The following is a 22732-nucleotide window of genomic DNA, read 5'->3' on the forward strand; positions in this document are numbered from 1 at the left end:
GGTTGCCGGGAAAGTCCTGTTAGACTGCAGGCGGATTTTCCCCTGCCGAAGGACGTTCGTCCGTGTCTATTGCCCGCCTTGCCGCTGCTGTTTCGTTCATCTCAATTGCCGGCGCGGCCCCGGCGCAGGACCTGATGCTGTTCCCGCCCGAGACCTTCGGGCAGGTGGTGGCACCGCGCAACGAGTCGATGCTGGACGTCCAGCTTGAGGCGCAGGTGGGGTCCTACAACAACGAGTTCGTGTCCAGCTATGGCGACAGGTCGATCTTTGCGCGCACGGGCCGCGCGGTGGGGATGTTGCAGATCCTGACCAATGTCGGCCATGCGCCCTGCACCGCCTTTCTTGTCGAGGGCAACAAGCTGGTGACCAATCACCATTGCGTGCCGGGTATCCTGAAACATCCCAGGATGGTGGAGAAGGGCGCAACCAGTATCGCGGCGGTGCAGTTCCACGCCGGTTTCCTGCGCGACGGGATCGAGGCGGGGGTCAAGAGCTTTCACGTCAACCCGGTGCCGCTGGAGACCAGCGAGGCGCTGGACTACACGGTGCTGCAGGTGCTGGGCGATGCCAATGCCGAGTTCGGCGCGCTGGAGCTTTCGGCGGCGGTTCCCAATGACCGCGATCCCTTCTGGGTGATCGGGCACCCGATGGGCGAGGCGCAGCGGATCAGCCGCGAGAAATGCCAGGCGGACAGTCCGGCCCTGGCCGGACATAGGCTGCGGCACACCTGCGATACGCTGCCGGGGAATTCCGGTTCTCCGGTGATCGACGCAGGGTCGCAGAAGGTGATCGGGCTGCATCACGCCGGGAGCCGTGCGGGGGATGTGAATTTCGCCGTGCCGATGGCGGAGATATTGGCTCAGTCGAAGGTGTTGAAGGCGGTCGCCAAGGCGCCGCCAGCCAAGGCGGACGCCGAAAGGGACGCTGAACGGGCGTTGGAAGCGGCGCTGGCCGAGCTGGCGAAGCTGCGCGCGGAAAAGGCGGAACAAGCCGTTGCGGTGCAGGCGAAACCGGTTGAGCCCGCCGACCCGGCGCCGGTTGCAGAGCCGGTGGACGCGCGCGACATCCTGCGCCAGACGCAATCGCATCTGAACAGGCTGGGCTGTGATGCGGGCACGCCGGACGGGATCACGGGGCCACGGACCCGCGAGGCATTCCGCCGGTTTCTTGTCGCGACGGATGTTGCGCTCGAGGCTGGCGATCTTGGGACGGCGCAGGCGCTGGAGGCCATCAAGGTGCGGTCGGGCACCGTCTGCAAACAGGTGGTCGCGGCCCCTGCACCGGAGGCGGACACACCTCGGGAACCGGGGCAGTCCGCGCCTCCTGCACCGGTTTATTCGATGGTCGGGACATGGAGCTGGTCTGCAACCTGTCCGCTGGGTGTGGCCTCCGGGACCACCACCTATCGGTCGGCGGGGGGCAATGCCTTTACCGGGACGATCAGCGGCACATCGGGCAGCGGGACAACGCGAGGCAGTCTGAACGGGCGCAGCTACTCGGCCACGGAGACCTTTGGTTGGGTCACCAATACCGCCAGTGGCACCTTGTCCAAGGATGGCCGGTCACTGAGTATCAGCGTTTCGAATGGCTGTCGCGTCACGGTCCGCAAGAATTAGCGCGGCGGGGTGGACCGTGCCTAGACCCCCACCAGCCGCCCCTCCCGCAACTCCAGCGCGCAGGGCGCGATCCTCTCCCGAAACGCCGGGTCGTGTGACACCAGCAGGATCGGCAGCGGCAGGGCGTCGATGATCTCGGTCAGGCGGGCCTGGTTTTCCGGGTCGAGCGCGTTGGTCGGTTCGTCCAGCAGCAGCACCTCGGGCGACATGGCGAGGACCGTGGCGAGGGTCACGAGGCGCTTCTCGCCGCCCGACAGCTTGTGCGTGACACGGTCGCGCAGGTGCAGCAGGTCGAGCACCATGAGGGTCTGTTCGACCACGGCCAGCGCCTCGTCCCGGCTCTTGCCCAGGTTCAGGGGGCCAAAGGCCACGTCCTCGGCCACGGTGGGACAGAACAGCTGATCGTCGGGGTCCTGGAACACCAGCCCGATGCGGCGGCGGACCTCGTGGAAGTCCTTTTCGCGGCTGCGGGCCTGGTCGAAGATGGTCACGGTGCCTGAGGTGGGCCGTTGCAGCCCGAGGATCATCCGCAGAAGCGTCGACTTGCCGGCGCCGTTGGGGCCGGTCAAGGACAGCCGCTCGCCGGGGCCAAGGCGCATCGAGGCGCCGTTCAGCACCGGGGGCTGGCCGGGATAGGCAAAGTGCAGATCGTCCAGTTCGATCATCGCAGCGTCAATTCCAGTGTCAGCAGCAGGGCGAAGGCGCCGAAGAGAACCAGCGCAAAGAGCGCGTCGGCACGGGTACAGCGGAACTCTTGCAAAAGCACGATCCGGCCCGAGAATCCACGGCATTTCATGGCGCCCAACAGGCGTTCGGAACGCTCGATGGCGCGCACCATCATCATCCCGACCAGGTAGCCGAAGCTGCGGTAGCTGTGCCAGTTGGTGCCGGGACGAAAGCCGCGCACCTTCATCGCGGCGCGCAGGCGCAGGTATTCCTGGCGCAGCACCTCGACGTAGCGGATGGTGAACATCATCAGGTGCACCAGGGTTTCCGGCGTCTTCAGGCGGTAGAGCGCGTGGCCCAGCGTGACCGGCTCCATCGTGCCGACGAGGGTGATGAGGGCGAGGACCACGGCATTGGCGGTCAGGCCGATCTGGATGGCGCGGGCAAACCCCTGCCAGGAGGCAGGATAGCCCCAGAGGGTGAAGATCGGGTCGCCGGGCACGGTGAAGGGCAGGAGCAGCAGCATGAAGAGGATGAAGCCGTCGACCATCGCGACACGTTTCAGCGTCCTTGCCGGGGGCAGGCGCGATAGCGCCAGAAGGGTCAGGGACAGCGCCAGCGCGGCGGTCAGCGCGACCAGGTTGTCCAGCGCCACCACGAAGACGCCATAGGCGATGGCGGACAGGATGCGCACGCGCGGGTCCAGTGCGGCGATGGGGCCGGGGCCGCGCCGGGGGCCGTCACCGGGCAGGGCGGCGCTGGTGTTCGACAGGATATGCGTCACGCCCCGGCCTGCGATTTGAGCTGGCGCCGGGCGGCGATGTAGAAGCCCAGCCCGAAGAGCCCGAGGATATAGCCCATGCCGCCGAGGATGGTCTGCAGGTCGTTCTTTTCGCGGTAGGCGGCGATCTCGCGGCGCAGGGGGCGCATCTCGTCTCGGACGATGCGGGCAATCTCGGCCCGGTCGGCATCCGACAGCGCGAGGCCGGGGGCCGCGGGCGCCGTCGTGGGGGCGGGCGCTGCGGGTTCGGGCGCGGCGACACCCAGGATGCGGGCGACCTCTTCGGCGGGCATGGTGACATTGGCCAGGTGCCCGGCGCCGAGGTCCGAGCGGAAGGTATGGGCGACGGGTTCGGTCGGCGTGTAGATGAAAAACCCGTCGGCGTCGGTCACGGTCTCGCCCAGCAGCGTGCCGTCGGGGCCATAGACCTCGACCGGCTGGTCGGTGGCCATGTCGCCGTTGGAAAAGCCGATTTCGCCCTCGATGGCGCTGCCCGAGGGGAAGACCGCGGCGATGACCTTGTGTGCCAGTGCCGGGACGGGCAGGGCCAGCAGGCACAGGAGCAGCGCCAGCCGGATCATGCCTCGGCCTCCTTCATCGACAGGAAGAGATCGGGTTTGACCTTGCGCGCCAGCAGGACCGCAAAGCCGGTGAGTAGCCCTTCGATGACCATGATCGGCAGGTGGGCGACAAAGACAAGGTGCGCGACGGCGAGGAATTCGTCGCCCGAGAACATCAGCGAGAGGGCGACGAAGAGCGTCGTCAGGGCGGTGGCGCAGGCGCCGCCGATGCCGCCCCAGATCGCCGCCCCGACAGGACCGCCGCGCAGGATCAGCGGGCGGAAGACCAGCCCGACGAGGACCGCCGCAAGGGCGATATTGACGGTGTTCACCCCCAGCACGGTCAGCCCGCCAAAGCCGAAAAAGACCGCCTGCAGCACCAGGCCGACGAAAAGCGCCGGGAAGGCGGCCCAGCCGAGGATCAACCCGGCCAGACCGTTGAGGATGAGATGCACCGACGACGGACCCACGGGCACATGGATCAGCGAGGTCACGAAGAAACTGGCCGAGAGCACGCCTGCCGCCGGGATACGGTCCAGCGGCAGGGCGCGCAGACCCAGGGCAATGCCGCCCGCCGCCGCCACGGCGCCGCCGATGACGACCGGGTTCGAGAGGGCTCCGTCGACGATGTGCATCTTGGGTTACTCCAGTTCCCAGGCGCGGATCCAGAGGACTGCGTCCTGGCTCAGCTCCTTGCCCTCATGCTCGGTCGCCGGACCGGACCCGAGGGCGGCAAAGCCCCAGTACCCGGCCTTGGGGATGCCGAAGGTGAAATAGCCGTTGGCGTCCGAGATCGCCACGACGGCCCCTCCGGGCGGCGGGCTGGCCACGGGGGCGGTGGCGGCGGATCCGTCCATGTCCGGTTCGGCCGCCATGTACTCGATCTCGATTTCCGCGCCGGCGACGGGTTCACCATTGGCCAGCACCTGCCCGGTGAAGGTGGACCCGGCGATGATGTTGTAGGGCTTGTTCAGGGGCAGGATCTCGGTGGGCAGGCCCACGGGCGCCATCCAGTCGGTCGGCAGCGTGTTGCGGTTCAGCACGGACTTGGTGAACTGCTGGATGTACTTGTCCTCGGATTCCTCGAAATAGGGCTGTGGCACCGTCACCAGCACATAGTCGCCAGAGCGTTTCACCGGGACCGAACCCAGGAAGGCGGCGGCGGAATTGCTGGCGCCGGTAAAGGTGATCGGTTGCAGCGTGTCCATCAGGTCGGTCTTTTCGCCGCGATGAATGACATAGAACTCCTGCGGGCGCTCCAGGTCCATGACATGGCCGTTTTCGAAGGGGTGCCAGAACACCAGCTTGACCGGCACCTCACCGGGACGGTCGATCATCGCGTCGGTGGTGTATTCCAGCAGGAAATGCGCGGGTGCCGCCGTGGGCAACGCCAGGAGCGCGCCAACAAGGGCCTGTTTTCCGGGGGCAAAAAAAGTCACTGATATCGTCCTTGTCCAGTCTGCGCCATCCCCGGCGCAATGCGGTGGAGACGTGGGACAAGGCGGCCGGGGTCCGGACAGGACACAGGCCAGACGCTCACCCCGACGTCCGGTGGAGCCGTGGCCATCTGGGCCGCGGGTGTCCGGCAGGTCTCCTGACTCGCGGGTCTTTGCCTGGGCCTGCCTTCCCGGATTGCTCCAGTGGCGTCTTGGCCCGGCTCTCCGCTTACAGTTGCGGGGGCAGTTGCCGGATTGGCGCGGATGCGCCGCACGGCATTCCCTCTTTCCCCCGGAAAGTCGCCTTTCCGGGACCGGTCACGGTTCTGTGTGTGACAGGTTCGCCAATGCGGGGCAATGGTCAAAGTGACAGGCCGGGGGGCTGTTTCGGTTTGACGGTTGACGGGGCGCGGCCGGAGGCGGATAGCTGTGGAAGACCGCTATCGCTAACGGAGGGCAGGGCATGAAACGCTCGCGCATAAACGCCATCATGACGGAGGCGGACGAGATGATCCGTCGCCACGGGTTCACCCTGCCGCCCTTTGCGCAATGGTCGCCAGAGGCCTTCGTGGCGCAGGCGGGCGCGGCGCGGCATGTCATCGACTCTCGTTGTGGTTGGGACATCACCGACTATGGCGCCGGGCGCTATGACGAGATGGGGCTGTTCCTGTTCACCCTGCGCAACGGGCTGCTGTCGGACCTGACCTCGGGGCGGGGGATGTGCTACGCGGAAAAGCTGCTGATCTCGAAACAGGACCAGCTTTCGCCGATGCACACCCATGTCATCAAGGCCGAGGACATCATCAACCGGGGTGGCGCGACGCTGGTGGTGGAGCTGTACGGATCTGACGACCAGGGCAATTTTGCCGAGGATCGCGGCGGCACCGTGATGTGTGACGGGATCGTGCACGACTATGTGGCGGGCGAAAAGCTGCAACTGGCGCCGGGCGAAAGCGTGACCCTGCGGCCCGGCGACTGGCACGCCTTCTGGGGCGAGGGCGGCGACGTGCTGATCGGCGAGGTCAGCACCGTGAACGACGACGAGACCGACAACATCTTTCGCGAACCGATCGGGCGCTTTTCCGACATCGAGGAGGACGAGGCGCCGCTGCACCTGCTGGTCAGCGACTACAAGGCCTGGCTGGGGGCCTGAGGCCGGGACTTGCCAATGCGGGAGGCGGGCGCCACTCTGCGCCCGTCGGCAAGAGGGGGCAGGACATGCTGAGACGGGCACTAGGACAGGGTGGGCCGGAGGTATCGGCGCTGGGCATCGGGGCGATGTCCTTTGCGGGTTTTTACGGCGCGGTGAGCGAGGACGAGAGCCACGCGGTGCTGGATGCGGCGCTGGACGCCGGGGTCGATCACATCGACACCTCGAACGTCTATGGCATGGGCAAATCCGAAGAGATCATCGGCAGCTTCCTGAAACGCTACGCGGGCAAGGGCGGCACCCCGTTCCGCATCGCCACCAAGGCCGGGATCACCCGCGACCCGGACACGGGCGCGCGCATTTTCGACAATACCGCCGCCCACCTTGAGGCGGAGCTGGACAAGAGCCTGCAACGGCTGGGGCTGGAGCGGGTCGACCTGTTTTACGTCCATCGCCGCGATCCCCGGATCGAGATCGAGGAGGTGACGGAGTCGCTGGCGGCGCTGATCCGCAAGGGCAAGATCGCCTCTTTCGGCTATTCCGAGATCGCCCCCACCAGCCTGCGCCGCGCCGCCGCCGTGCATCCGGTGGCCGCCGTGCAATCGGAGTATTCACTGCAGACGCGCCTGCCCGAGATGGGCCTGTTGCAGGCCTGCGAAGAGCTGGGCACCGCGCTGGTTGCCTTTTCGCCGGTGGGCCGGGCGCTCTTGTCCGATACGCCGCCGACGCCGGAACGGGTGGCGGCGGCGGGGTTCCTCAAGGTCAATCCGCGCTTCATCGGCGGCAACCTGGAACGCAACATCGCCGCCAGCCAAGGCTTGCGCGACCTGGCCGCAGAGGCGGGTTACGCCACGGCGACGCTGGCCATCGCCTGGGTGTTGTCGCAGGGGCGGACGGTGCACGCGATCCCCGGCACCCGCAGCCCGGGGCACCTGCACGAACTGGTGCGCGGGGCCTCGATGATGCTGGGCGACGACCTCAAGGCCGAAATCGAGCGCCGCCTGCCGCTGGGCTGGGCGCATGGGTCGCGCTATTCGGCAGAGCAGTGGATCGGCCCGGAATCCTATGGCTGAGCCCGGCCTTCCCAAACACGAGGACAGTTGACATGGATTACGTTTTCCCGCCCGCACCGCAGGCCGGTGCCGCCGTCGCAGGCAGCGCGGCGCGTTTCCCGGTGCGCCGGATCTTTTGCGTCGGGCGCAACTATGCCGCCCATGTGCGCGAGATGGGCAAGGACCCGGACCGCGATCCGCCGTTCTTCTTCACCAAGCACGCGGGCGCATTGGTCGACAGCGGCGCGACCGTGCCCTATCCGCCCGAGACCGGCGATTTTCACCACGAGGCGGAAATGGTGGTGGCCATCGGCACGGGCGGGCGCGACATCGCCGAGGCGGACGCGCTGTCCCATGTCTGGGGCTATGCCGTGGGCAACGACCTGACCCGGCGCGACCTGCAGGCCGAGGCCAAGAAACAGGGGCGGCCCTGGGACTGGGCCAAGGATTTCGATGCCTCCGCCGTGGTCGGCCCGGTGCATCCGGTGGCCTCGGTCGGCCATCCGGACAAGGGGGCGATCCGGCTGACCGTCAACGGCGAGACGCGCCAGGACGGCGACCTGGCCGAGATGATCTGGACCGTGCCCGAGGTGATCTCGATCCTGTCGCACTCGATGAAACTGGCCCCCGGCGACCTGATCATGACCGGGACGCCCGCGGGCGTGGGCGCGCTGGCGCCCGGGGACATCTGCGTGGTCGAAATCGCGGGGCTGGGCCGGATCGAAACGTTGATCGGCCCGCGCGGCTGAGGCGGCGCCCGGTTTCCGGGCCATCCGGGTGACGCAACGACACCCTGCGTCAAAAAACTTGCCAGCCCGGATATTCGGGCGCACGCTCGTCGGAATTTCCCGTGTCCGGATTTTCTGATGAGTGTTTCTGTTCGCGCCCCCCTGGGGCGCCCGCACGCCCGACCCGCAAGGGCCTCAAGACCTGAAATCGCAACGGGCCGCGCCACGGCAAGGCCCAAACGAGGCGCCAAGTAGTGCGGCCCCCCGCCGTTGGCAGGGGGAGGTCCGGCGTCGTGTCCGACACCGGGCGATACCGCAATTTCGACACTCTGCGCCTGTGGGCGGCGGTGGCGGTGGTGCTGTCGCACAGTTTCCTGATCGCCACCGGGACCGAGGACGGAGACCTGTTCAAAGTGCTGACCGGCGAGGTCGCAGGCTTCTACGCGGTGCAGGTGTTCTTTGTGCTCAGCGGTTTCCTGGTCACGCGCAGCCGGTTCGCCTGTGACAGCTCGTGGGATTATGCGCGCAGGCGTTTCCTGCGGGTCTACCCGGCCTACGCGGTCAGCGTGTTGCTTGTCTTTCTCCTGGTGCCGTTCCTGATTGACGGGGCCGGCGCGCATCTGGCGGATGAGCGAACCTGGCGGAACCTGCTGAGGACGCTGGCCGCGGATTCCACCCGGGCGAAAGTGCCGGAGTTCACCTATTACGATGCCCCGGTGGGGGAGAGCCTCAACCCGGTCTACTGGACCATCGAGGCCGAGGTGCTGCTGTACCTGCTGGTTGGCCTGCTGTATGCGCTGCGGCTGCTGACGCTGCCGGGCTGCCTGTTTTTCCTGGTGCTTGCCATCTGGGTGCGGCTGTTTGCGCCTTTCGCCGACGACCTGCACCGCTGGGCCTTGCAGTACGGTGCGCCCGGGTTCTTTTCCGGGGCCGTGATGTGGTTCGTCTTTCGCCACCACAGGCCACGGGCGTGGGTCGCCGCTCTGCTGGCGGTGGTGACGCTGGCGGGGATCTTCCTGTCGGATGCCACCCGTGTCCTGTTCCCGGTCTTCGCGGCCTATCCGCTTCTCTGGCTGGGCAGTCGCGGGGCGCCGGATCTTGGAAACTGGACGCGCGCGGGTGACCTGTCCTACGGCATCTACCTGTTCGGCTGGCCGGTCCAGCAGGTGATCCGTTCGATCACCGGGCCGATGGAGGGCTGGAGTTTCTTCTTCCTTTGTCTCGGCCCGGTCCTGCTGGCGGGCTGGCTGTCCTGGCACCTGATCGAACGTCCCGCCCTGCGGCTGAAGGCAGGTGCGGGCGTCACGCCTCCTGGCCGTCGGGCAGGGGAAACAGCAGGTCGTAGGCCCAGTTGAACGCGAAGGCATAGACCAGGAAGAAGGCGGCAAAGGACAGGTCCATCACCAGCGCCTGCCAAAGCGAGATGTCCAGATACCAGGCCATGAAAGGCATGAGCAGCGCCAGCAGCCCGGCCTCGAACAGCACCGCGTGCAGCAGCCGCAGGCGCAGAGTCTTGGCCGTGGTGCCGCGCCGGTGGTGCAGCACCCGGTCGAACCCGGAATTGTAGAGAATGTTCCACAGCGTCGCGATCGCGGACCCGACAAGACTGACCGCGCCGATGTCATGGGCGGGCATGTGAAAGGCGATCGTGCTAAGGGGGACGATCAGGACAAGAGCAAGGATTTCAAAGCAAAGCGCGTGGCGCAGACGGTCAAGCGGGGGGCGCATGGCAACCTCCTGGAAATTGCCGGGCCGTCCCGGGACTGTTCCATCGCTGGAGGTCGTCCTCTTCCGTCTAGATGGGACAGACTGACTTGGGGTTCAAGCCTGCCGTCAGAGGTTTTTTTCTACTCCCGGCGGCCCTGTCGCGGGCCGCCGGGGGCCTGTGTCAGGAGGCCTGGCTGTAACGCGCGCCGTCTGGCGTGTAGCCGTCGAACAGGCGCGCCACCATCCGCGTCAGGGCGCGGCCCTCGGGGGGGATGGCCAGGGTGTCGTCGCCAAGCGTGACGAGGTCGCCGAACCTTTCGGCGGCCCGGGTCATTTCCCCCCGCAGGCCGTCGGCTTCGGGGCCGAACTCTGCCCGCAGCGCGTCCAGGTCCAGCCGGAAATCGCACATGATCATCTCGATCGCGCGGGCGCGCAGCAGGTCGTCGCCGGTCATCACATGGCCGCGCGCGCCCGCCAGGTCCCCGGCCTCGATCCGCTGGACATAGGCGGGTGTCGCCGGGGCGTTCTGGACAAAGCCCGTCGGCAGGCGCGAGATCGACGAGGCGCCAAGCCCGATCAACGTGGCACAGCGGTCGTCGACATAGCCCTGGAAGTTGCGGCGGAGGTGCCCGGTGCGGGCGGCCAGGGCCAGCCCGTCGTCGGGGCGGGCGAAATGGTCGATGCCGATGCTGTCGAACCCGGCCTCGGCAAAGCGGCGCGCGGCCAGTTCCGCCAGCTGGTAGCGTTCCACCTCATGCGGCAGCGTGGCCTCGTCGATCAGTTTCTGCCGCTTGGACATCCAGGGGACATGGGCATAGCCGAACAGCGCGATGCGGTCCGGTGCCAGCTCCAGCACCTTGGCCACGGTGTCGTTCAGCCGCGCCGCGTCCTGGTGCGGCAGGCCATAAACCAGGTCGGCGTTCAGCGAGCGAATGCCCGCCGCGCGCAGATCCTCGACGCAGGCGCGGGTCACGTCGAAGGGCTGCAGCCGCCCGATGGCCTCTTGCACCACCGGGTCGAAATCCTGGATGCCGATGCTGGCGCGGTTCATGCCCTCGGCGGCCAGTGCGGCAATCTTGGCCCGGTCCACCATCGTCGGGTCGATCTCGACCGAGAACTCGCAATCCTCGGTGGGCGGGATCACCGCCTTGACCGCCTGTGCCAGCCGGTGGATCAGCGCCGGCGGCAGGATCGTGGGCGTGCCGCCGCCCCAGTGCATCCGGCCCATGCGCAGGCCCGGTGGCAGGGTGTCCTTCAGCAGGGCCAGTTCCTGTTCCAGCGTGCCGATGTAGCTTTCGACCGGGGCCAGCGTCTGCGTGCCCTGGGTGCGGCAGGCGCAGAACCAGCACAGGCGTTCGCAAAAGGGGATGTGGATATAGACCGAGACCGGCACATCCGGGTCCAGCGCGGCCAGCGCTTGCGCCTGGTCCGTGGCGCCGACCTGCGGGGTAAAGACCGGGGCGGTCGGGTAAGAGGTATAGCGGGGCACCCGGGCGTCGAAGAGGCCGAGGGATCTGAGGCGGTCGATCTGTTTCATGTCTTCCCCATGCGCCTTTCGCGGGCCGCGCACTTTGCGCCTGATCAACTTCGCTTGCGAAAATGCCGGGGCCGCGCGGGCCTGTCGTTCCGATCTGGCCCAGACGGGCGCGACAGGGTACCCCGTCCGGACCGTGGATTCGCGCGTCCGGTTGGGGCTGAAAAGCCTTTCGGAAGCTGCTAGGGAATGGCGGTCATCGCGCGTGGCACCAGGATGCACAGGGCCAGAGGAGCAGGTGGAGACATGAGAGCAGAGGTAGTTTCGGCCGCCCGCCTGTCCGTGGCACCCATGATGGACTGGACCGACAGGCATTGCCGCTATTTCCACCGGCTGATCTCGGGCCGTGCGCTGCTTTACACAGAGATGGTGACGGCTCCCGCGCTGGTGCGCGGTGGGGCGCTGCACCTGCTGGACTTCGATCCTTCGGAACATCCCGTGGCGCTGCAGCTGGGCGGGTCGGACCCGCGCGAACTGGCGCAGGCCGCGAAACTGGGCCATGCGGCGGGCTATGACGAGATCAACCTGAACTGCGGCTGCCCGTCCGACCGGGTGCAATCGGGCACCTTCGGCGCGGTGCTGATGAAACACCCGCAGACCGTCGTCGACTGTGTCAGTGCGATGCAGGATGCGGTGGATGTCGAGGTGACGGTGAAATGCCGCATCGGCGTCGACGACCAGAACCCCGAGGAGGTCCTGCCCGAGTTCCTCGCCCGGCTGGGCGCCGTGGGCTGTTCGCGCATCATCATTCACGCGCGCAAGGCTTGGCTGCAGGGGCTGAGCCCCAAGGAAAACCGTGACATTCCCCCGCTGGACTATGACCTGGTGCAACGGATGCGGGGCCTGTTCCCGCACCTGCATCTGTCGGTCAACGGCGGCATCACCGATCTCGACCAGGCGGCGGCCTTCCTTGAACAGGGCCTGGACGGCGTCATGGTGGGCCGCGCCGCCTATCAGCAGCCCTGGGACATCCTCGGCGAGGCGGATGCGTGGATCTGGGGCGACGCCCGGGACCAGACCGCCGAGGGCGTGGCCCGCGCCATGCTGCCCTACATCGAGGCGCATCTGGCGGCAGGCGGCAAGCTGCACCAGGTCACGCGGCACATGCTTGGCCTCTTTTCGGGCCGCCCGGGCGCACGGCGCTGGCGGCAGGTACTCTCGACCGGGGCCACGCGCGAGGGCGCGGGGCCGGAGCTTGTCGAAGAGGCGCTTTCACATATCGGACCAGCAAAGGCGGCCTGAACAACATGGATCTTTCGGTACTTCTGCCCCTCGTGGGCATCCTGGTGGTGGCGGCGGGTTTCGCCGGTATCCTGGCAGGTCTTTTCGGCGTGGGGGGCGGGATCATCCTGGTCCCGGCCTATTTCTACGTCTTCTCAGCAACGGGGTTTGACGGGCCGCAGCTGATGCAGATCTGCCTGGCGACCTCGCTGGCCTCGATCATCGTGACCTCGACCCGCTCGGTCATGGCGCACAACAAACGCGGCGCGGTGGACTGGGACATCCTGAAATCCTGGGCGCCGGGGATCGCGCTGGGCGCGGTGGTGGGCGTGCTGATCGCCGCCGGGCTGCGCTCGGACGCGCTGGCGGTGATCTTTGCCGTGCTGGCGACGATCGTGGGGATCTACCTGGCCTTCGGGCGCAAGGACTGGCGCATCGCGCCGCAGATGCCGGGGACGGTGACGCGGTCCATCCTGTCGCCGGTGCTCGGGTTCCTCTCGGTGCTGATGGGGATCGGCGGTGGCAGTTTCGGCGTGCCGCTGATGACGCTCTACAGCGTGCCGATGCACCGGGCGGTGGCGACGGCGGCGGGCTTTGGCCTGCTGATCGCGGTGCCCTCGGTGCTGGGGTTCCTCTTCGTGCAGGTCGATGGCGCACCGCCCTGGACCCTGGGCGCGGTCAATGGCCCGGCCTTCCTGATCACCATCTGCATGACGGTGCTGACGGCGCCCCTTGGTGCAAAGCTGGCGCATGCGCTGGACGCGATGGTGCTGCGGCGGATCTTTGCGGTCTTCATCCTGATCGTCGCGGCCAACATGATGCGCGAGGCGCTGTGGGGCTGAACGACCTGGAGACGCAGGGCTGGACCCGCTTCGACGCCGACCCCGAGACGCTGAAATGGGCCGCGGCGGCGCATGAGGCGGGCCGCGCCGTGCTGGCCGATCCGGCGATGCGGGCGCAATGGCTGCAATGCGAGGGCACCTGGTTCGTGGGCGTCGATGCCCTGCCCACGGCACCCGACGGCAGCATCGGCGGCGTGCCTTTGGCGGGCGCCGCGCCCGCCGCGCTGGCGCCGCTGCCCGCGCTGCACCCGGCGCAGCTCTCGATCACCTTTCCCGGCTACCCGCGCCCCCGCGCGGGCGAAAGCGAGGCCGGGTTTCGCTACCGCCTGAACCGCGACGCGGCCCATGTGGACGGGGTGCTGGCCGAAGGCGCGGCGCGCCGCCGCCATATCCGCGAACCCCATGCCTGGATCCTCGGCCTGCCGCTGACAGAGGCCGATCCCGGCGCCAGCCCTCTGGTCGCCTGGGAGGGCAGCCACCACGTCATGCGCGACGCCCTGCGCGCCGCGCTGGCAGGGAAGCCGCCCGAGACCTGGGCCGATGTGGACGTGACCGAGGCCTACCAGGCCGCGCGCCGCACCTGTTTCGAAACCTGCCGGAGGGTGGTACTGCCCGCCGCGCCGGGCGAGGCGCTTTTGCTGCATCGGCTGACCCTGCACGGGATCGCGCCCTGGGCCGAGGGCGCCCAGGCGCCACCGGAAGGCCGCATGGTGGCCTATTTCCGCCCCCAGGTCATGGGCGGCGCGGAGGCGTGGCTCGCCGGGTGAGTTCCGCGCCAGGCCCCAGGGTTTCTTCTTGGCAAAAATACTCCGGGGGAATCGACCGCAGGGAGATGGGGGCGGCGCCCCCTTTTGCCCGCCCCGGATCTTCGTCGGAGCGGTCGGCCAATGGCATTAGTTCCGGGATTTCATCCGCGCGGCGCGCCCGCCGCGCCGTTTGCGCAGCCGCCCGGCACGGTCAGGCAGGTCATCCATCACTTCGCGGCGTTCTTCTGTGCTCATGCTGGACCACATCGAGATTTCCCGCGCGGTGCGCAGGCAGCCGGTGCAGAGCCGTTCCTGCGGATGGATGACGCAGACCTTGATGCAGGGGCTTTGGACCTCGTTGCGGGACCAGATATCGTCTTTCATACCCACTTGCTCCGGCCTATTCGGGCGCGTCCGCCGCGCCCGGTTGCGCGTTCAGGTACCGCATCCGGTCCAGCGCTCCTTGCAGGATATAGGCGGCGGCGACATGGTCGATGACCTCGGAGCGACGTTTTCGGGTCGTATCCGCCTCGAGCAGGGCTTTTTCCGCCGCCACGGTCGACAGGCGTTCGTCCCAGAAGGTGATCGGCCCCTCCCAGAGGGCGGTGAAATTGCGGGCGAAGGCGCGCGTCGACTGGCAGCGCGGCCCCTCGCTGCCATCCATGTTGCGCGGCAGGCCCAGAACCACCCCGCCGATGTTGCGGGCCTCGAGGATCTTGACCAGTGCCGCCGCATCGACGCCGAATTTCTTGCGCTTGATGGTTTCCAGCGGTGTCGCGACAGAGCGGAAGCTGTCGCTGACGGCCACCCCGATGGTCCGCGTCCCGAGGTCGAGCCCGGCCAGGGCCACCATCGGCGGCAGGTCGGCGGTGAATGTGTCGATGCTGTCGTGGATCATCGTTGCGGCGCTCCGTGGATGGCGGCAATCCGGATGGGCGCCTTGCGGCGCGCAGGTCGTCTCGCCTGCGGCCTTCGGCCTCCGGCTCGGGGCAGGGGGCGCTGCCCCCGTCGCGCGCGGCGCGACTCCCCCGGAGGTATTTGCAGGCCCAAAGAAGGCCAGCGCGCGCAGGGGGCCGGCATGCAGGTCAATCGGCAACCCCGGCGCGTTGGGCGGCGCCTTTCAACAGCTCCAGCGCCTCTGGGCTTTGGGCAAAGACCGTCCGGGCCTCCGTGTAGATCGCGCCGGCGCGCTCCGTCTCGCCGATCACGCCCAGCGAGGAGATCAGCCGCGCCCAGTCCTCGACCGGGCCGCCTTCCTCTGCGAGGCGGCTGGAGAGCTGGCTGACCATGCCGCGGATCATTTCCTGCCGCTCTTCCGGCGTCATGTCGCGGGCGGCGTCGATGTCGGCGGCGCTGGGCCCGCGCGGCGTGGCACCGGCGAGTTGCGGCATCTGGAAGTTCTGCACCCCGGCCATGAAGGCGAGGTCCTCGATCTGGTCGCTGATCGGCTGCACCCAGGGGTCCTGCGCGCTGCTTTCGCGCAGCAGCTTGTTCCACATGCGGAACCCGACGTCGGGGCGGCCCACCTGGGCCATCATCAAGCCGCCGTAGTAGCGCGCCACGCCGTTGTCCGGATCGCGCGACAGGGCCTGTTCCAGCACCGCCTGCGCCTCGGGCGAGACATAGCCGCCGGCGGCCAGGATCATCATGTCGGCAAGATCGGTGAAGTCCTTGGCGGTGGCCGCGTCGCCCTTGAGCCGGATGACCTGCGCCTGGGCATTGTAGGCGGCGGAGAAATTCCCCAGCGCCGCCTCGGACCGGGTCAGCAGGACGTGGCCCTGGATGTCGTCGGGGCGGGCCTTGACCGCCTCGCGCAGCCGTTCGACCAGCGCCAGGTATTGCGGGGTGGCGTCCGGCGCGGCCTGGGGCGGAATGCGCGCCTCCATCGTGGCCTGCGAGGGACGGCTTTTCAGCGCCTCCTCGGCACGGGCCAGCCGCGCCTTGAGCGGCACGTCACCATAGCCCGCCGCGCCGATCCGGGCGTAGAGCCCGAAGGCACCGCCCACCACCACCAACGCGATGACCGCCGACAGGGCAAATCCCAGCGCACGGGGTTGTTCGGCCCGCTCGCCGCGCGCCTGCAGCTTGGCGTCCGCCGCCAGCAACCGGCGCGAGATCTCGACCCGCAGGCGCTCTGCCTCCTCGGCGGGGATCTTGCCGCGTGCCGCGTCCGCCTCGATCTCTTTCAGCTGATCGCGGTAGACCTCGAGGTCATAGGCCTCTGCCGGGCCCGTGGCGCGCCGTCCGCGCAAGAGGGCCAGAACCAGGGCCCCTGCGCTCAGCAGGGCCAGGGCGGTGGTCACTATCCAGAATACGGTCATCGGCCTCCCTTTCTGCTACCTCACTTAAGGCGCTGGCGGGTCGGAAAAAAGGACAAAATCCCACTGTGACGCGCCATGTCGCAACCACACGAGATAGTGACGGTTGCATGCGCCTGAGCTATGACTTTTGTGTGCATCACACCCGAAACGGACCGACCGGATTCGAGCCCATGAAACGTTATTCCGCCTTTGCCATTGCCCGAGAAGCCCTTTCCGGCCACAAGAACTGGGAACGCGCCTGGCGCAATGCCCAACCCAAAAGCCGCTATGACGTGGTTATCGTGGGCGCCGGGGGACACGGGCTGGCGACCGCCTATTACCTGGGCAAGAACTTTGGCATCACCAATGTCGCGGTGATCGAAAAGGGCTGGCTGGGCGGCGGCAACACCGGGCGCAACACCACGATCATCCGCTCGAACTATCTTCAGGATCCCTCTGCCGCGATCTATGAAAAGGCGCGCAGCCTCTACGAGACGCTGAGCCAGGAGTTGAACTATAACGTCATGTTCAGCCCGCGCGGCGTCATGATGCTGGCCCAGACAGAGCACGAGGTGCGTGGCTATTTGCGCACCGCCCATGCCAATGCCCTGCAGGGGGTCGAGACGCGCTTCATCACCCCGCGCGAGGTCAAGGAGATCGTGCCGATCATCAACCTCGACGGGCCGCGCTACCCCGTGCTGGGGGCGCTCTGGCAGGAACGCGCCGGCACCGCGCGCCACGACGCCGTGGCCTGGGGCTATGCCCGCGCCTGTTCCGCAATGGGCATGGACATCATCCAGAAATGCGAGGTGACGGGCGTGCGCCAGGAGGGCGGGCGCGTCGCCGGGGTGCAGACCACCAAGGGCGACATTTCCTGTGAAAAGCTGGGCATCGTCGTGGCCGGACACTCGGGCGACATGGCCGCCAGGGCGGGGTTCCGGCTGCCGATCGAATCCGTGCCGCTGCAGGCGCTGGTGTCAGAGCCGATCAAGCCGGTCATGGATTGCGTCGTCATGGCCAACACCGTGCACGGCTACATGAGCCAATCCGACAAGGGCGAGATGGTCATCGGCGGCGGCACCGACGGGCACAACGCCTATACCCAGCGCGGCAGTTTCCACCACATCGAGGAAACCGTGCGCGCCCTGGTCGAGACCTTCCCGATGGTCTCGCGGCTGAAAATGCTGCGGCAATGGGGCGGCATCGTGGATGTCACCGGCGACCGCTCTCCGATCCTGTCCAAGACCCCGCTGGAGGGATGTTTCATCAACGCCGGCTGGGGCACGGGCGGGTTCAAGGCGATCCCGGGCTCGGGCTGGGGCTTTGCCGAACTGATGGCGCGGGGAGAGTCGCCGCTCTGCGAGGAGTTCTCCATGTGGCGCTTCGGTGAGGGGAAATTCATTGATGAGTCGGTCGCGGCGGGGGTGGCGCATTGAGTTTTTGGAAGCTCGAAACAGAGGCCCATACGAAATTTGCAGCTTTGGTTCTGTGGACGATTGCTCTGTCGTGTTGGGGCCTGGGTGTTTGGTTGGAAAAATATGTACCTGGCGCATTTTCGGCATCTGGGGGCGTTTCAATAGCTCTTACGTTACCGTTTTTGTCCCTCTTTTTAGGTCGGATGATCGACCATACGATTGGATGCCGAGTTGTGCTGTTTCACTACCGCGTGGAACGTAGTTTGGCTGAGGATGCCTTGAAAACCGATCCAAGCCATCTCAATCGCGCCTCGTTCAGGGATGCCTCTCGGGAAGTTGAGGGCAAGATTACTGAGTTCGAAGGAATAAAATTCTCTCTCGTGCGTGGTTTAAAAAGACTAACTACCGCCGAAGTTGTTATTGGAAGCGTAGGGTCTGCCATTTGGGCATTGGGGAACTGGGGAGCTTGTTTGGCAAAAACCGGAGAAATAACATGCTGACCCTCAAATGCCCCTATTGCGGCGTCCAGGCCGATGAAACCGAACTGCACGCGGGCGGCGAGGCGCATCTGACGCGGCACGGCCCCGGCTCCTCGGACGCGGACTTCGAATCCTACCTCTTCATGCGGGAAAACCCCAAGGGCGTGCATTTCGAGCGCTGGCGCCACGTCAACGGCTGCGGCAAGTGGTTCCACGCCGCGCGCTGCACAATGACGCTGGAGGTCTTCGGCACCTATCCCGCCCAGACCACCGAGCCGCCGAAAAAGATCCGCGACGCGATCACCGTCAAACGCCCCGGCTGGACGTGGAGAGAGCTGTCCTGATGTTTCTTCTTGGCAAAAATACCCCAAAATTTATCGTCCTCACAGCGTGGAGGCCTGAGACATGAGCACCCGTCTCACCACAGGCGGCCGCCTGGTCGACCGCAGCAGCGACATCCGGTTCACCTTCAACGGCAAGACCTTCCGGGGCCACGAGGGCGACACGCTGGCCTCGGCGCTCCTGGCCAATGACCAGATGCTGGTGGGGCGCAGCTTCAAGTATCACCGTCCGCGCGGCGTGGTTGCCTCCGGTGCCGAGGAACCCAACGCGCTGATGAACCTCGGGCGGGACAATACCCATGAGCCCAACCAGCGCGCCACCACGACTGAACTCTTCAACGGGCTGCAGGCCACATCGCAGAACCACTGGCCTTCGCTCGACTACGACATCGGCGCGCTGAACGGGCTGTTCGGGCGCTTCCTGACGGCGGGTTTCTACTACAAGATGTTCATCCACCCGCGCCCCTTCTGGAAGCACCTGTACGAGCCCTTCATCCGCCAGTCGGCGGGGCTGGGCCGCGCGCCGGACCCGGAAACCCGCGACCCCGACACCTACGAGCATTTCCATGCCTTCGTCGATGTCGTCGTGATCGGCGGCGGCGTGGCCGGGCTGCAGGCGGCCAAGGCGGCGGCGGACTCCGGCGCCAAGGTGCTGGTCCTGGAACAGACGGCCCATTGGGGTGGGCGTGCGCCGGTGGATGGCGGTTCGATCGACGGCATGACGCCCGGGGAGTGGGTGAGAAAGACCGTCGAAGCCCTTGAAGGCATGGAGAATGTCACCCTGCGGACCCGCAGCATGGGGGCAGGGGTCTATGACCACGGCTACCTGCTGGGCTACGAGCGTCTGACCGATCACGCGCCTTTCATGAAAGGCCCGCGCCACCGGTTGTGGCGCATTCGTGCCAAACAGATCGTGACCGCGACCGGCGCCATCGAGCGGCCGCTGAGCTTTGCCGGAAACGACATTCCCGGCGTCATGCTGGCCTCTGCCATGCGCGATTACCTCGTGAACTACGGCGTCGTGGCAGGCCAGAAGACCGTCGTCGTCACCAATAACGACGACGCCTACCGCACGGCCATCGCCCTGAAACAGGCGGGGGTGCAGGTGCCGGCAGTGATCGACGCGCGCCAGATGGGCGGCGGCGCGCTGATGGAACAGGCGAAATCGCTGGGCATCCGCGTCGAAACCGGCCGGGCCATCGCCAAGGTCAAGGGCGGCAAGCGTGTCACTGGCGTGGCGATTTGCGCGATGGCCGGCGGCGGCGCCATGCTGGAAGAGATCAAGTGCGATACCGTGGCCATGTCGGGTGGCTGGTCGCCGGTGGTGCACCTCTGGTCCCATTGCGGTGGCAAACTGACATGGGACGAGGAACACGCCTTTTTCCGCCCCGATCCCGAGCGTGCACCAACCAGCCACGACGGTCTGCCTTTCGTCACCGTGACGGGCAGCGCCAATGGCGAAATGGACCTCAAGAGTGTTCTGGAAGGTGCTGACAGGGCAGGGAAAACATCCGGGAAGGCCGCCGGCGGCAAACCCCGCCGCTTTGCCCCTCCCAAGGGCGAGAGCGCAGAGGAAATGCCGCTGCGTCCCGTCTGGCTGATGCCGGAAAACGCCTGGGACGATCTGCGCATGAAATCCTGGCTGGACTACCAGAACGACGTCAAGGTCTCGGACGTGCAGCTGGCCGCCCGAGAGGGCTATGAAAGCGTCGAACATACCAAGCGCTATACCACCCTGGGCATGGCCACGGATCAGGGGAAACTTAGCAACATCAACGGACTGGCGACCCTTGCTGCGTCACTGGGTGAAGAGATCCCGCAGGTGGGCACCACAACCTTTCGCCCGCCCTATACGCCCATCAGCATGGGGGCCATCGCGGGCGAGGCGCGCGGCGAGATATTCCAGCCGATCCGCAAGACGCCGATGCACGCCTGGCACGAGAAACACGGCGCCGCATGGGAGCCGGTCGGCCACTGGCGCCGTCCCTACTGCTATCCGCAACAGGGGGAGAGCAAGCACGACGCGGTCCACCGCGAGGTGCTGGCCACCCGCGAGAGCCTCGGCCTGCTGGACGCCTCGACGCTGGGCAAAATCATCGTGAAAGGGCCGGATGCGGGGCGCTTTCTCGACATGCTTTACACCAACATGATGAGCACGCTGAAACCGGGCCGCTGCCGCTATGGGCTGATGTGCACGGAAAACGGCTTTCTGACCGACGACGGCGTGGTGGCGCGGATCGACGAGGACACCTTCCTCTGCCACACCACCACCGGCGGCGCGGACCGCATCCATGCCCACATGGAGGAATGGCTGCAGACCGAATGGTGGGACTGGAAAGTCTATACCGCCAACGTCACCGAGCAGTATGCGCAGGTTGCCGTGGTCGGTCCCAATGCGCGCAACCTGCTGGAAAAGCTGGGCGGCATGGATGTCGGCAAGGACATGCTGCCCTTCATGGCCTGGGCCGACGGCACGCTGGCGGGGTTCCCCGTGCGGGTCTACCGGATCTCCTTCTCGGGCGAACTCAGTTACGAGATCGCGGTGCCCGCCAACCTTGGCCGCGCCTTCTGGGACAGGGTTGTCGAGGCTGGCAAGGAATGGAACATCACGCCTTACGGCACAGAGGCGCTGCACGTCATGCGGGCCGAGAAGGGATTCATCATGATCGGGGACGAGACCGACGGCACGGTGATCCCGCAGGACCTGGGCCTGCACTGGGCGATCTCGAAAAAGAAAGAAGACTATCTGGGCAAGCGCGCGCAGGAACGCAGCCACATGGCCGATCCGAACCGCTGGCAGCTGGTCGGGCTGGAAACCGTTGACGGCTCTGTCCTGCCGGATGGCGCCTATTCGGTGGCGCCGGGCAGGAACGCCAACGGCCAGCGCAACACCCAAGGTAGGGTGACCTCGACCTATCACTCGCCGACGCTGGGCAAGGGGATCGCGATGGGCCTTGTCCACAATGGCCCCGACCGGATGGGAGAGATCATCCCCTTCATCAGGGACGATGGCGAGACCGTGGTCGAGGCCAGGATCGTCAGCCCGGTGTTCTTTGACCCCGAAGGAGAGAAGCAGAATGTCTGATCCGGTTCTGCCGCTCGGCGGCACACAATACGAGGGCTTGGTGGACGTTCGCGAGGCCGGGCCGCAGGGCATGATCGCCCTGCGCGGGAACCTGGCGGATGCATCCCTGCAAGAGGCCGTTACCAGCCTGACCGGGCTGCCCATGCCCGACATGCGCGGCGCGCAGGTTCTGGGCGAAAGCGGGGTGCTCTGGATGTCGCCGGACGAACTGCTGCTGCTGGTGCCCTACCGACAGGCCGCGCGCGTCTGCGCGCAACTGTCCGAGGCCCTGCAGGGGCAGCTCGCGCTGGTCGAGAATGTCTCGGACATGCGGGCGATGTTCCGGCTGCGCGGCACGCAGCTGCGCGACGTACTGGCCAAGCTGGCCCCGGTGGACTTTGCCCGTGACGCCCTGCCGGTGGGCGAATTGCGCCGCACCCGGTTCGCGCAGGTGGCTGCGGGTGTCTGGTTCAGCGATGACACCACGGCGCAGGTCTTCTGCTTCCGCTCGGTTGCGGAGTACATGTTCAACCTGCTCTGCACCGCCGCCGATCCCGACGCCTTCGTGGGGTTTCACGCCGGCTGACCGGGCAGGGCGGTTGCCTTGGAGGGCGGCTCTGCCGATAGTGGCCGGGCCCACCCCGAAACGGAGCCGCCATGCGCCGCCTCATCCTGTCCGCTTTCTTCCTGGCCGCCCTCTCCGGGGGCGCGGCGGCGGAAAAGATGGCCTATCATTGCCGGATCGACGGCACGTCAGAACGCCAGTGGATTCAGCCGATGATCTTCATCGCGCTGGACCGGGCCATCGATCGCGTGGTGGTCTCTGACGCTTCGATCCTGGTTTTCAACGACGGCGTTCCGGTCGAAGGGCAGCTGGTCCGGGACAACCGCTCGCGGGTGACCGTCTCGTGGGAGCTGGAAGTGCGCGCCTCGGGGAACCGGCGGTTGCTGCTGGATTATCGCGCGACATTCCTCAAGGCCAGCGGAAAGGTCAACGTGACGGCGCAACCCCGTGGGAAGGGGCCGCTTTTCAACAGGGCGGGAAACTGTTTGCCGACAAAACTTTCTCCTTGAAGTCACCTTTGGGGACCGAG

Annotated in this window: 24 protein-coding genes and 1 riboswitch; of the genes, 14 read left to right on the plus strand and 10 right to left on the minus strand. The window is 66.8% G+C overall.

The annotated features are described in order from the left end of the window. Positions 1 to 62: 62 nt before the first annotated feature. On the plus strand, positions 63 to 1616 hold the full coding sequence (locus tag BLQ71_RS21695; protein ID WP_133066184.1) for a trypsin-like peptidase domain-containing protein: 1554 nt from the start codon (positions 63 to 65) through the stop codon (positions 1614 to 1616). A gap of 20 nt (positions 1617 to 1636) precedes the next feature. Here BLQ71_RS21695 and BLQ71_RS21700 read toward each other — a convergent pair whose 3' ends face one another. From BLQ71_RS21700 to BLQ71_RS21720, 5 genes are read right to left on the minus strand one after another with little or no spacing between them, the layout of a single operon-like run. Further along, on the minus strand, positions 1637 to 2281 hold the full coding sequence (locus BLQ71_RS21700; RefSeq protein WP_074623226.1) for an energy-coupling factor ABC transporter ATP-binding protein: 645 nt from the start codon (positions 2279 to 2281) through the stop codon (positions 1637 to 1639). Beyond that, positions 2278 to 3066 carry a cobalt ECF transporter T component CbiQ gene (cbiQ, locus tag BLQ71_RS21705; protein ID WP_082024791.1) on the minus strand — a complete coding sequence of 263 codons (789 nt, stop codon included), beginning with the start codon at positions 3064 to 3066 and terminating at the stop codon, positions 2278 to 2280. The genes BLQ71_RS21700 and cbiQ overlap by 4 nt, the downstream gene beginning before the upstream one ends. Continuing rightward, positions 3063 to 3644: a NikL family nickel/cobalt ECF transporter subunit gene (locus BLQ71_RS21710; protein WP_074623227.1), complete on the minus strand. Its 582-nt coding sequence runs from the start codon at positions 3642 to 3644 to the stop codon at positions 3063 to 3065. The genes cbiQ and BLQ71_RS21710 overlap by 4 nt, the downstream gene beginning before the upstream one ends. Continuing rightward, complete coding sequence (gene cbiM, locus BLQ71_RS21715) at positions 3641 to 4258, minus strand: cobalt transporter CbiM (protein ID WP_069209570.1); 618 nt, start codon at positions 4256 to 4258, stop codon at positions 3641 to 3643. The genes BLQ71_RS21710 and cbiM overlap by 4 nt, the downstream gene beginning before the upstream one ends. A gap of 6 nt (positions 4259 to 4264) precedes the next feature. Next, on the minus strand, positions 4265 to 5062 hold the full coding sequence (locus BLQ71_RS21720; protein ID WP_268236902.1) for a DUF4198 domain-containing protein: 798 nt from the start codon (positions 5060 to 5062) through the stop codon (positions 4265 to 4267). Positions 5063 to 5190: 128 nt separating this feature from the next. Next, a riboswitch (cobalamin riboswitch) is annotated at positions 5191 to 5393 on the minus strand. A 129-nt stretch (positions 5394 to 5522) separates the two neighbouring features. Here BLQ71_RS21720 and BLQ71_RS21725 point away from each other — a divergent pair. The 4 genes from BLQ71_RS21725 to BLQ71_RS21740 all read left to right on the plus strand — a co-directional run bounded on the left by BLQ71_RS21725 (position 5523) and on the right by BLQ71_RS21740 (position 9344). Continuing rightward, positions 5523 to 6212: a D-lyxose/D-mannose family sugar isomerase gene (locus BLQ71_RS21725; RefSeq protein ID WP_043146472.1), complete on the plus strand. Its 690-nt coding sequence runs from the start codon at positions 5523 to 5525 to the stop codon at positions 6210 to 6212. Between the two features lie 65 nt (positions 6213 to 6277). Beyond that, complete coding sequence (locus BLQ71_RS21730; protein WP_074623228.1) at positions 6278 to 7282, plus strand: aldo/keto reductase; 1005 nt, start codon at positions 6278 to 6280, stop codon at positions 7280 to 7282. 32 nt (positions 7283 to 7314) lie between these two features. After that, a complete protein-coding gene (locus tag BLQ71_RS21735; RefSeq protein WP_074623229.1) occupies positions 7315 to 8010 on the plus strand; it encodes a fumarylacetoacetate hydrolase family protein in 696 nt (231 codons plus the stop codon). Positions 8011 to 8282: 272 nt separating this feature from the next. After that, complete coding sequence (locus BLQ71_RS21740) at positions 8283 to 9344, plus strand: acyltransferase family protein (protein WP_074623230.1); 1062 nt, start codon at positions 8283 to 8285, stop codon at positions 9342 to 9344. Here BLQ71_RS21740 and BLQ71_RS21745 read toward each other — a convergent pair. Together BLQ71_RS21745 and hemN are read right to left on the minus strand one after the other, a co-directional pair. Continuing rightward, positions 9292 to 9717, minus strand: a complete 426-nt coding sequence (locus tag BLQ71_RS21745; protein ID WP_074623231.1) for a PACE efflux transporter — start codon at positions 9715 to 9717, stop codon at positions 9292 to 9294. The genes BLQ71_RS21740 and BLQ71_RS21745 overlap by 53 nt on opposite strands. A gap of 160 nt (positions 9718 to 9877) precedes the next feature. Further along, positions 9878 to 11233 (minus strand): oxygen-independent coproporphyrinogen III oxidase, encoded by a 1356-nt coding sequence (gene hemN / locus BLQ71_RS21750; RefSeq protein WP_074623232.1) that lies wholly within the window; start codon positions 11231 to 11233, stop codon positions 9878 to 9880. A gap of 243 nt (positions 11234 to 11476) precedes the next feature. Between hemN and dusA the strand changes: the two genes are divergently transcribed. Genes dusA through BLQ71_RS21765 form a run of 3 tightly spaced genes read left to right on the plus strand, consistent with a single transcriptional unit; the run spans position 11477 to position 14060 of the window. Further along, entirely contained in the window at positions 11477 to 12472 is a 996-nt protein-coding gene (dusA, locus tag BLQ71_RS21755; protein WP_074623233.1) for a tRNA dihydrouridine(20/20a) synthase DusA, read from the plus strand. Between the two features lie 5 nt (positions 12473 to 12477). Then, positions 12478 to 13293 carry a sulfite exporter TauE/SafE family protein gene (locus BLQ71_RS21760; protein WP_069209577.1) on the plus strand — a complete coding sequence of 272 codons (816 nt, stop codon included), beginning with the start codon at positions 12478 to 12480 and terminating at the stop codon, positions 13291 to 13293. After that, the gene (locus BLQ71_RS21765) at positions 13284 to 14060 is read left to right on the plus strand and encodes a phytanoyl-CoA dioxygenase family protein (protein WP_373286052.1); all 777 of its coding nucleotides are present in this window, start codon (positions 13284 to 13286) and stop codon (positions 14058 to 14060) included. Before BLQ71_RS21760 ends, BLQ71_RS21765 begins: the two co-directional genes overlap by 10 nt. A gap of 126 nt (positions 14061 to 14186) precedes the next feature. Here the strand turns inward: BLQ71_RS21765 and BLQ71_RS21770 are convergent, their stop codons facing one another. The 3 genes from BLQ71_RS21770 to ccmI form a co-directional block, all read right to left on the minus strand. After that, on the minus strand, positions 14187 to 14423 hold the full coding sequence (locus BLQ71_RS21770) for a DUF1289 domain-containing protein (protein WP_043146464.1): 237 nt from the start codon (positions 14421 to 14423) through the stop codon (positions 14187 to 14189). A gap of 16 nt (positions 14424 to 14439) precedes the next feature. After that, a complete protein-coding gene (gene ruvX, locus BLQ71_RS21775) occupies positions 14440 to 14937 on the minus strand; it encodes a Holliday junction resolvase RuvX (protein WP_043146463.1) in 498 nt (165 codons plus the stop codon). Between the two features lie 187 nt (positions 14938 to 15124). Further along, complete coding sequence (gene ccmI, locus BLQ71_RS21780; RefSeq protein ID WP_074623234.1) at positions 15125 to 16360, minus strand: c-type cytochrome biogenesis protein CcmI; 1236 nt, start codon at positions 16358 to 16360, stop codon at positions 15125 to 15127. Between the two features lie 170 nt (positions 16361 to 16530). On the opposite strand from ccmI, the gene BLQ71_RS21785 reads away from it, so the two are divergent. The 6 genes from BLQ71_RS21785 (at position 16531) to BLQ71_RS21805 (ending at position 22712) form a co-directional block, all read left to right on the plus strand. Further along, positions 16531 to 17775, plus strand: a complete 1245-nt coding sequence (locus tag BLQ71_RS21785) for a sarcosine oxidase subunit beta family protein (protein ID WP_074623235.1) — start codon at positions 16531 to 16533, stop codon at positions 17773 to 17775. Further along, entirely contained in the window at positions 17772 to 18254 is a 483-nt protein-coding gene (locus BLQ71_RS26130; RefSeq protein ID WP_133066185.1) for a hypothetical protein, read from the plus strand. The genes BLQ71_RS21785 and BLQ71_RS26130 overlap by 4 nt, the downstream gene beginning before the upstream one ends. Beyond that, positions 18248 to 18577: a sarcosine oxidase subunit delta gene (locus BLQ71_RS21790; protein WP_074623236.1), complete on the plus strand. Its 330-nt coding sequence runs from the start codon at positions 18248 to 18250 to the stop codon at positions 18575 to 18577. The genes BLQ71_RS26130 and BLQ71_RS21790 overlap by 7 nt, the downstream gene beginning before the upstream one ends. Before the next feature lie 61 nt (positions 18578 to 18638). Then, positions 18639 to 21659, plus strand: a complete 3021-nt coding sequence (locus BLQ71_RS21795) for a sarcosine oxidase subunit alpha family protein (protein WP_074623237.1) — start codon at positions 18639 to 18641, stop codon at positions 21657 to 21659. Continuing rightward, positions 21652 to 22224 carry a sarcosine oxidase subunit gamma gene (locus BLQ71_RS21800; protein ID WP_074623238.1) on the plus strand — a complete coding sequence of 191 codons (573 nt, stop codon included), beginning with the start codon at positions 21652 to 21654 and terminating at the stop codon, positions 22222 to 22224. Before BLQ71_RS21795 ends, BLQ71_RS21800 begins: the two co-directional genes overlap by 8 nt. Positions 22225 to 22295: 71 nt before the next feature. After that, on the plus strand, positions 22296 to 22712 hold the full coding sequence (locus BLQ71_RS21805) for a hypothetical protein (protein ID WP_074623239.1): 417 nt from the start codon (positions 22296 to 22298) through the stop codon (positions 22710 to 22712). Positions 22713 to 22732 lie beyond the last annotated feature (20 nt).

The organism is Antarctobacter albus (assembly GCF_900101505.1).
Taxonomy (GTDB): Bacteria; Pseudomonadota; Alphaproteobacteria; order Rhodobacterales; family Rhodobacteraceae; genus Antarctobacter; species Antarctobacter albus.

Coding starts and splice junctions, on each gene's coding strand:
- BLQ71_RS21735 (WP_074623229.1), top strand. CDS start 7,315: ATGGATTACGTTTTCCCGCCCGCACCGCAGGCCGGTGCCGCCGTCGCA.
- BLQ71_RS21745 (WP_074623231.1), bottom strand. CDS start 9,717: ATGCGCCCCCCGCTTGACCGTCTGCGCCACGCGCTTTGCTTTGAAATC.
- ccmI (WP_074623234.1), bottom strand. CDS start 16,360: ATGACCGTATTCTGGATAGTGACCACCGCCCTGGCCCTGCTGAGCGCA.
- BLQ71_RS21725 (WP_043146472.1), top strand. CDS start 5,523: ATGAAACGCTCGCGCATAAACGCCATCATGACGGAGGCGGACGAGATG.
- BLQ71_RS21790 (WP_074623236.1), top strand. CDS start 18,248: ATGCTGACCCTCAAATGCCCCTATTGCGGCGTCCAGGCCGATGAAACC.
- BLQ71_RS21730 (WP_074623228.1), top strand. CDS start 6,278: ATGCTGAGACGGGCACTAGGACAGGGTGGGCCGGAGGTATCGGCGCTG.
- hemN (WP_074623232.1), bottom strand. CDS start 11,233: ATGAAACAGATCGACCGCCTCAGATCCCTCGGCCTCTTCGACGCCCGG.
- BLQ71_RS21700 (WP_074623226.1), bottom strand. CDS start 2,281: ATGATCGAACTGGACGATCTGCACTTTGCCTATCCCGGCCAGCCCCCG.
- BLQ71_RS21710 (WP_074623227.1), bottom strand. CDS start 3,644: ATGATCCGGCTGGCGCTGCTCCTGTGCCTGCTGGCCCTGCCCGTCCCG.
- BLQ71_RS21795 (WP_074623237.1), top strand. CDS start 18,639: ATGAGCACCCGTCTCACCACAGGCGGCCGCCTGGTCGACCGCAGCAGC.
- BLQ71_RS21770 (WP_043146464.1), bottom strand. CDS start 14,423: ATGAAAGACGATATCTGGTCCCGCAACGAGGTCCAAAGCCCCTGCATC.
- dusA (WP_074623233.1), top strand. CDS start 11,477: ATGAGAGCAGAGGTAGTTTCGGCCGCCCGCCTGTCCGTGGCACCCATG.
- BLQ71_RS21805 (WP_074623239.1), top strand. CDS start 22,296: ATGCGCCGCCTCATCCTGTCCGCTTTCTTCCTGGCCGCCCTCTCCGGG.
- cbiM (WP_069209570.1), bottom strand. CDS start 4,258: ATGCACATCGTCGACGGAGCCCTCTCGAACCCGGTCGTCATCGGCGGC.
- BLQ71_RS21785 (WP_074623235.1), top strand. CDS start 16,531: ATGAAACGTTATTCCGCCTTTGCCATTGCCCGAGAAGCCCTTTCCGGC.
- ruvX (WP_043146463.1), bottom strand. CDS start 14,937: ATGATCCACGACAGCATCGACACATTCACCGCCGACCTGCCGCCGATG.
- BLQ71_RS21760 (WP_069209577.1), top strand. CDS start 12,478: ATGGATCTTTCGGTACTTCTGCCCCTCGTGGGCATCCTGGTGGTGGCG.
- BLQ71_RS21800 (WP_074623238.1), top strand. CDS start 21,652: ATGTCTGATCCGGTTCTGCCGCTCGGCGGCACACAATACGAGGGCTTG.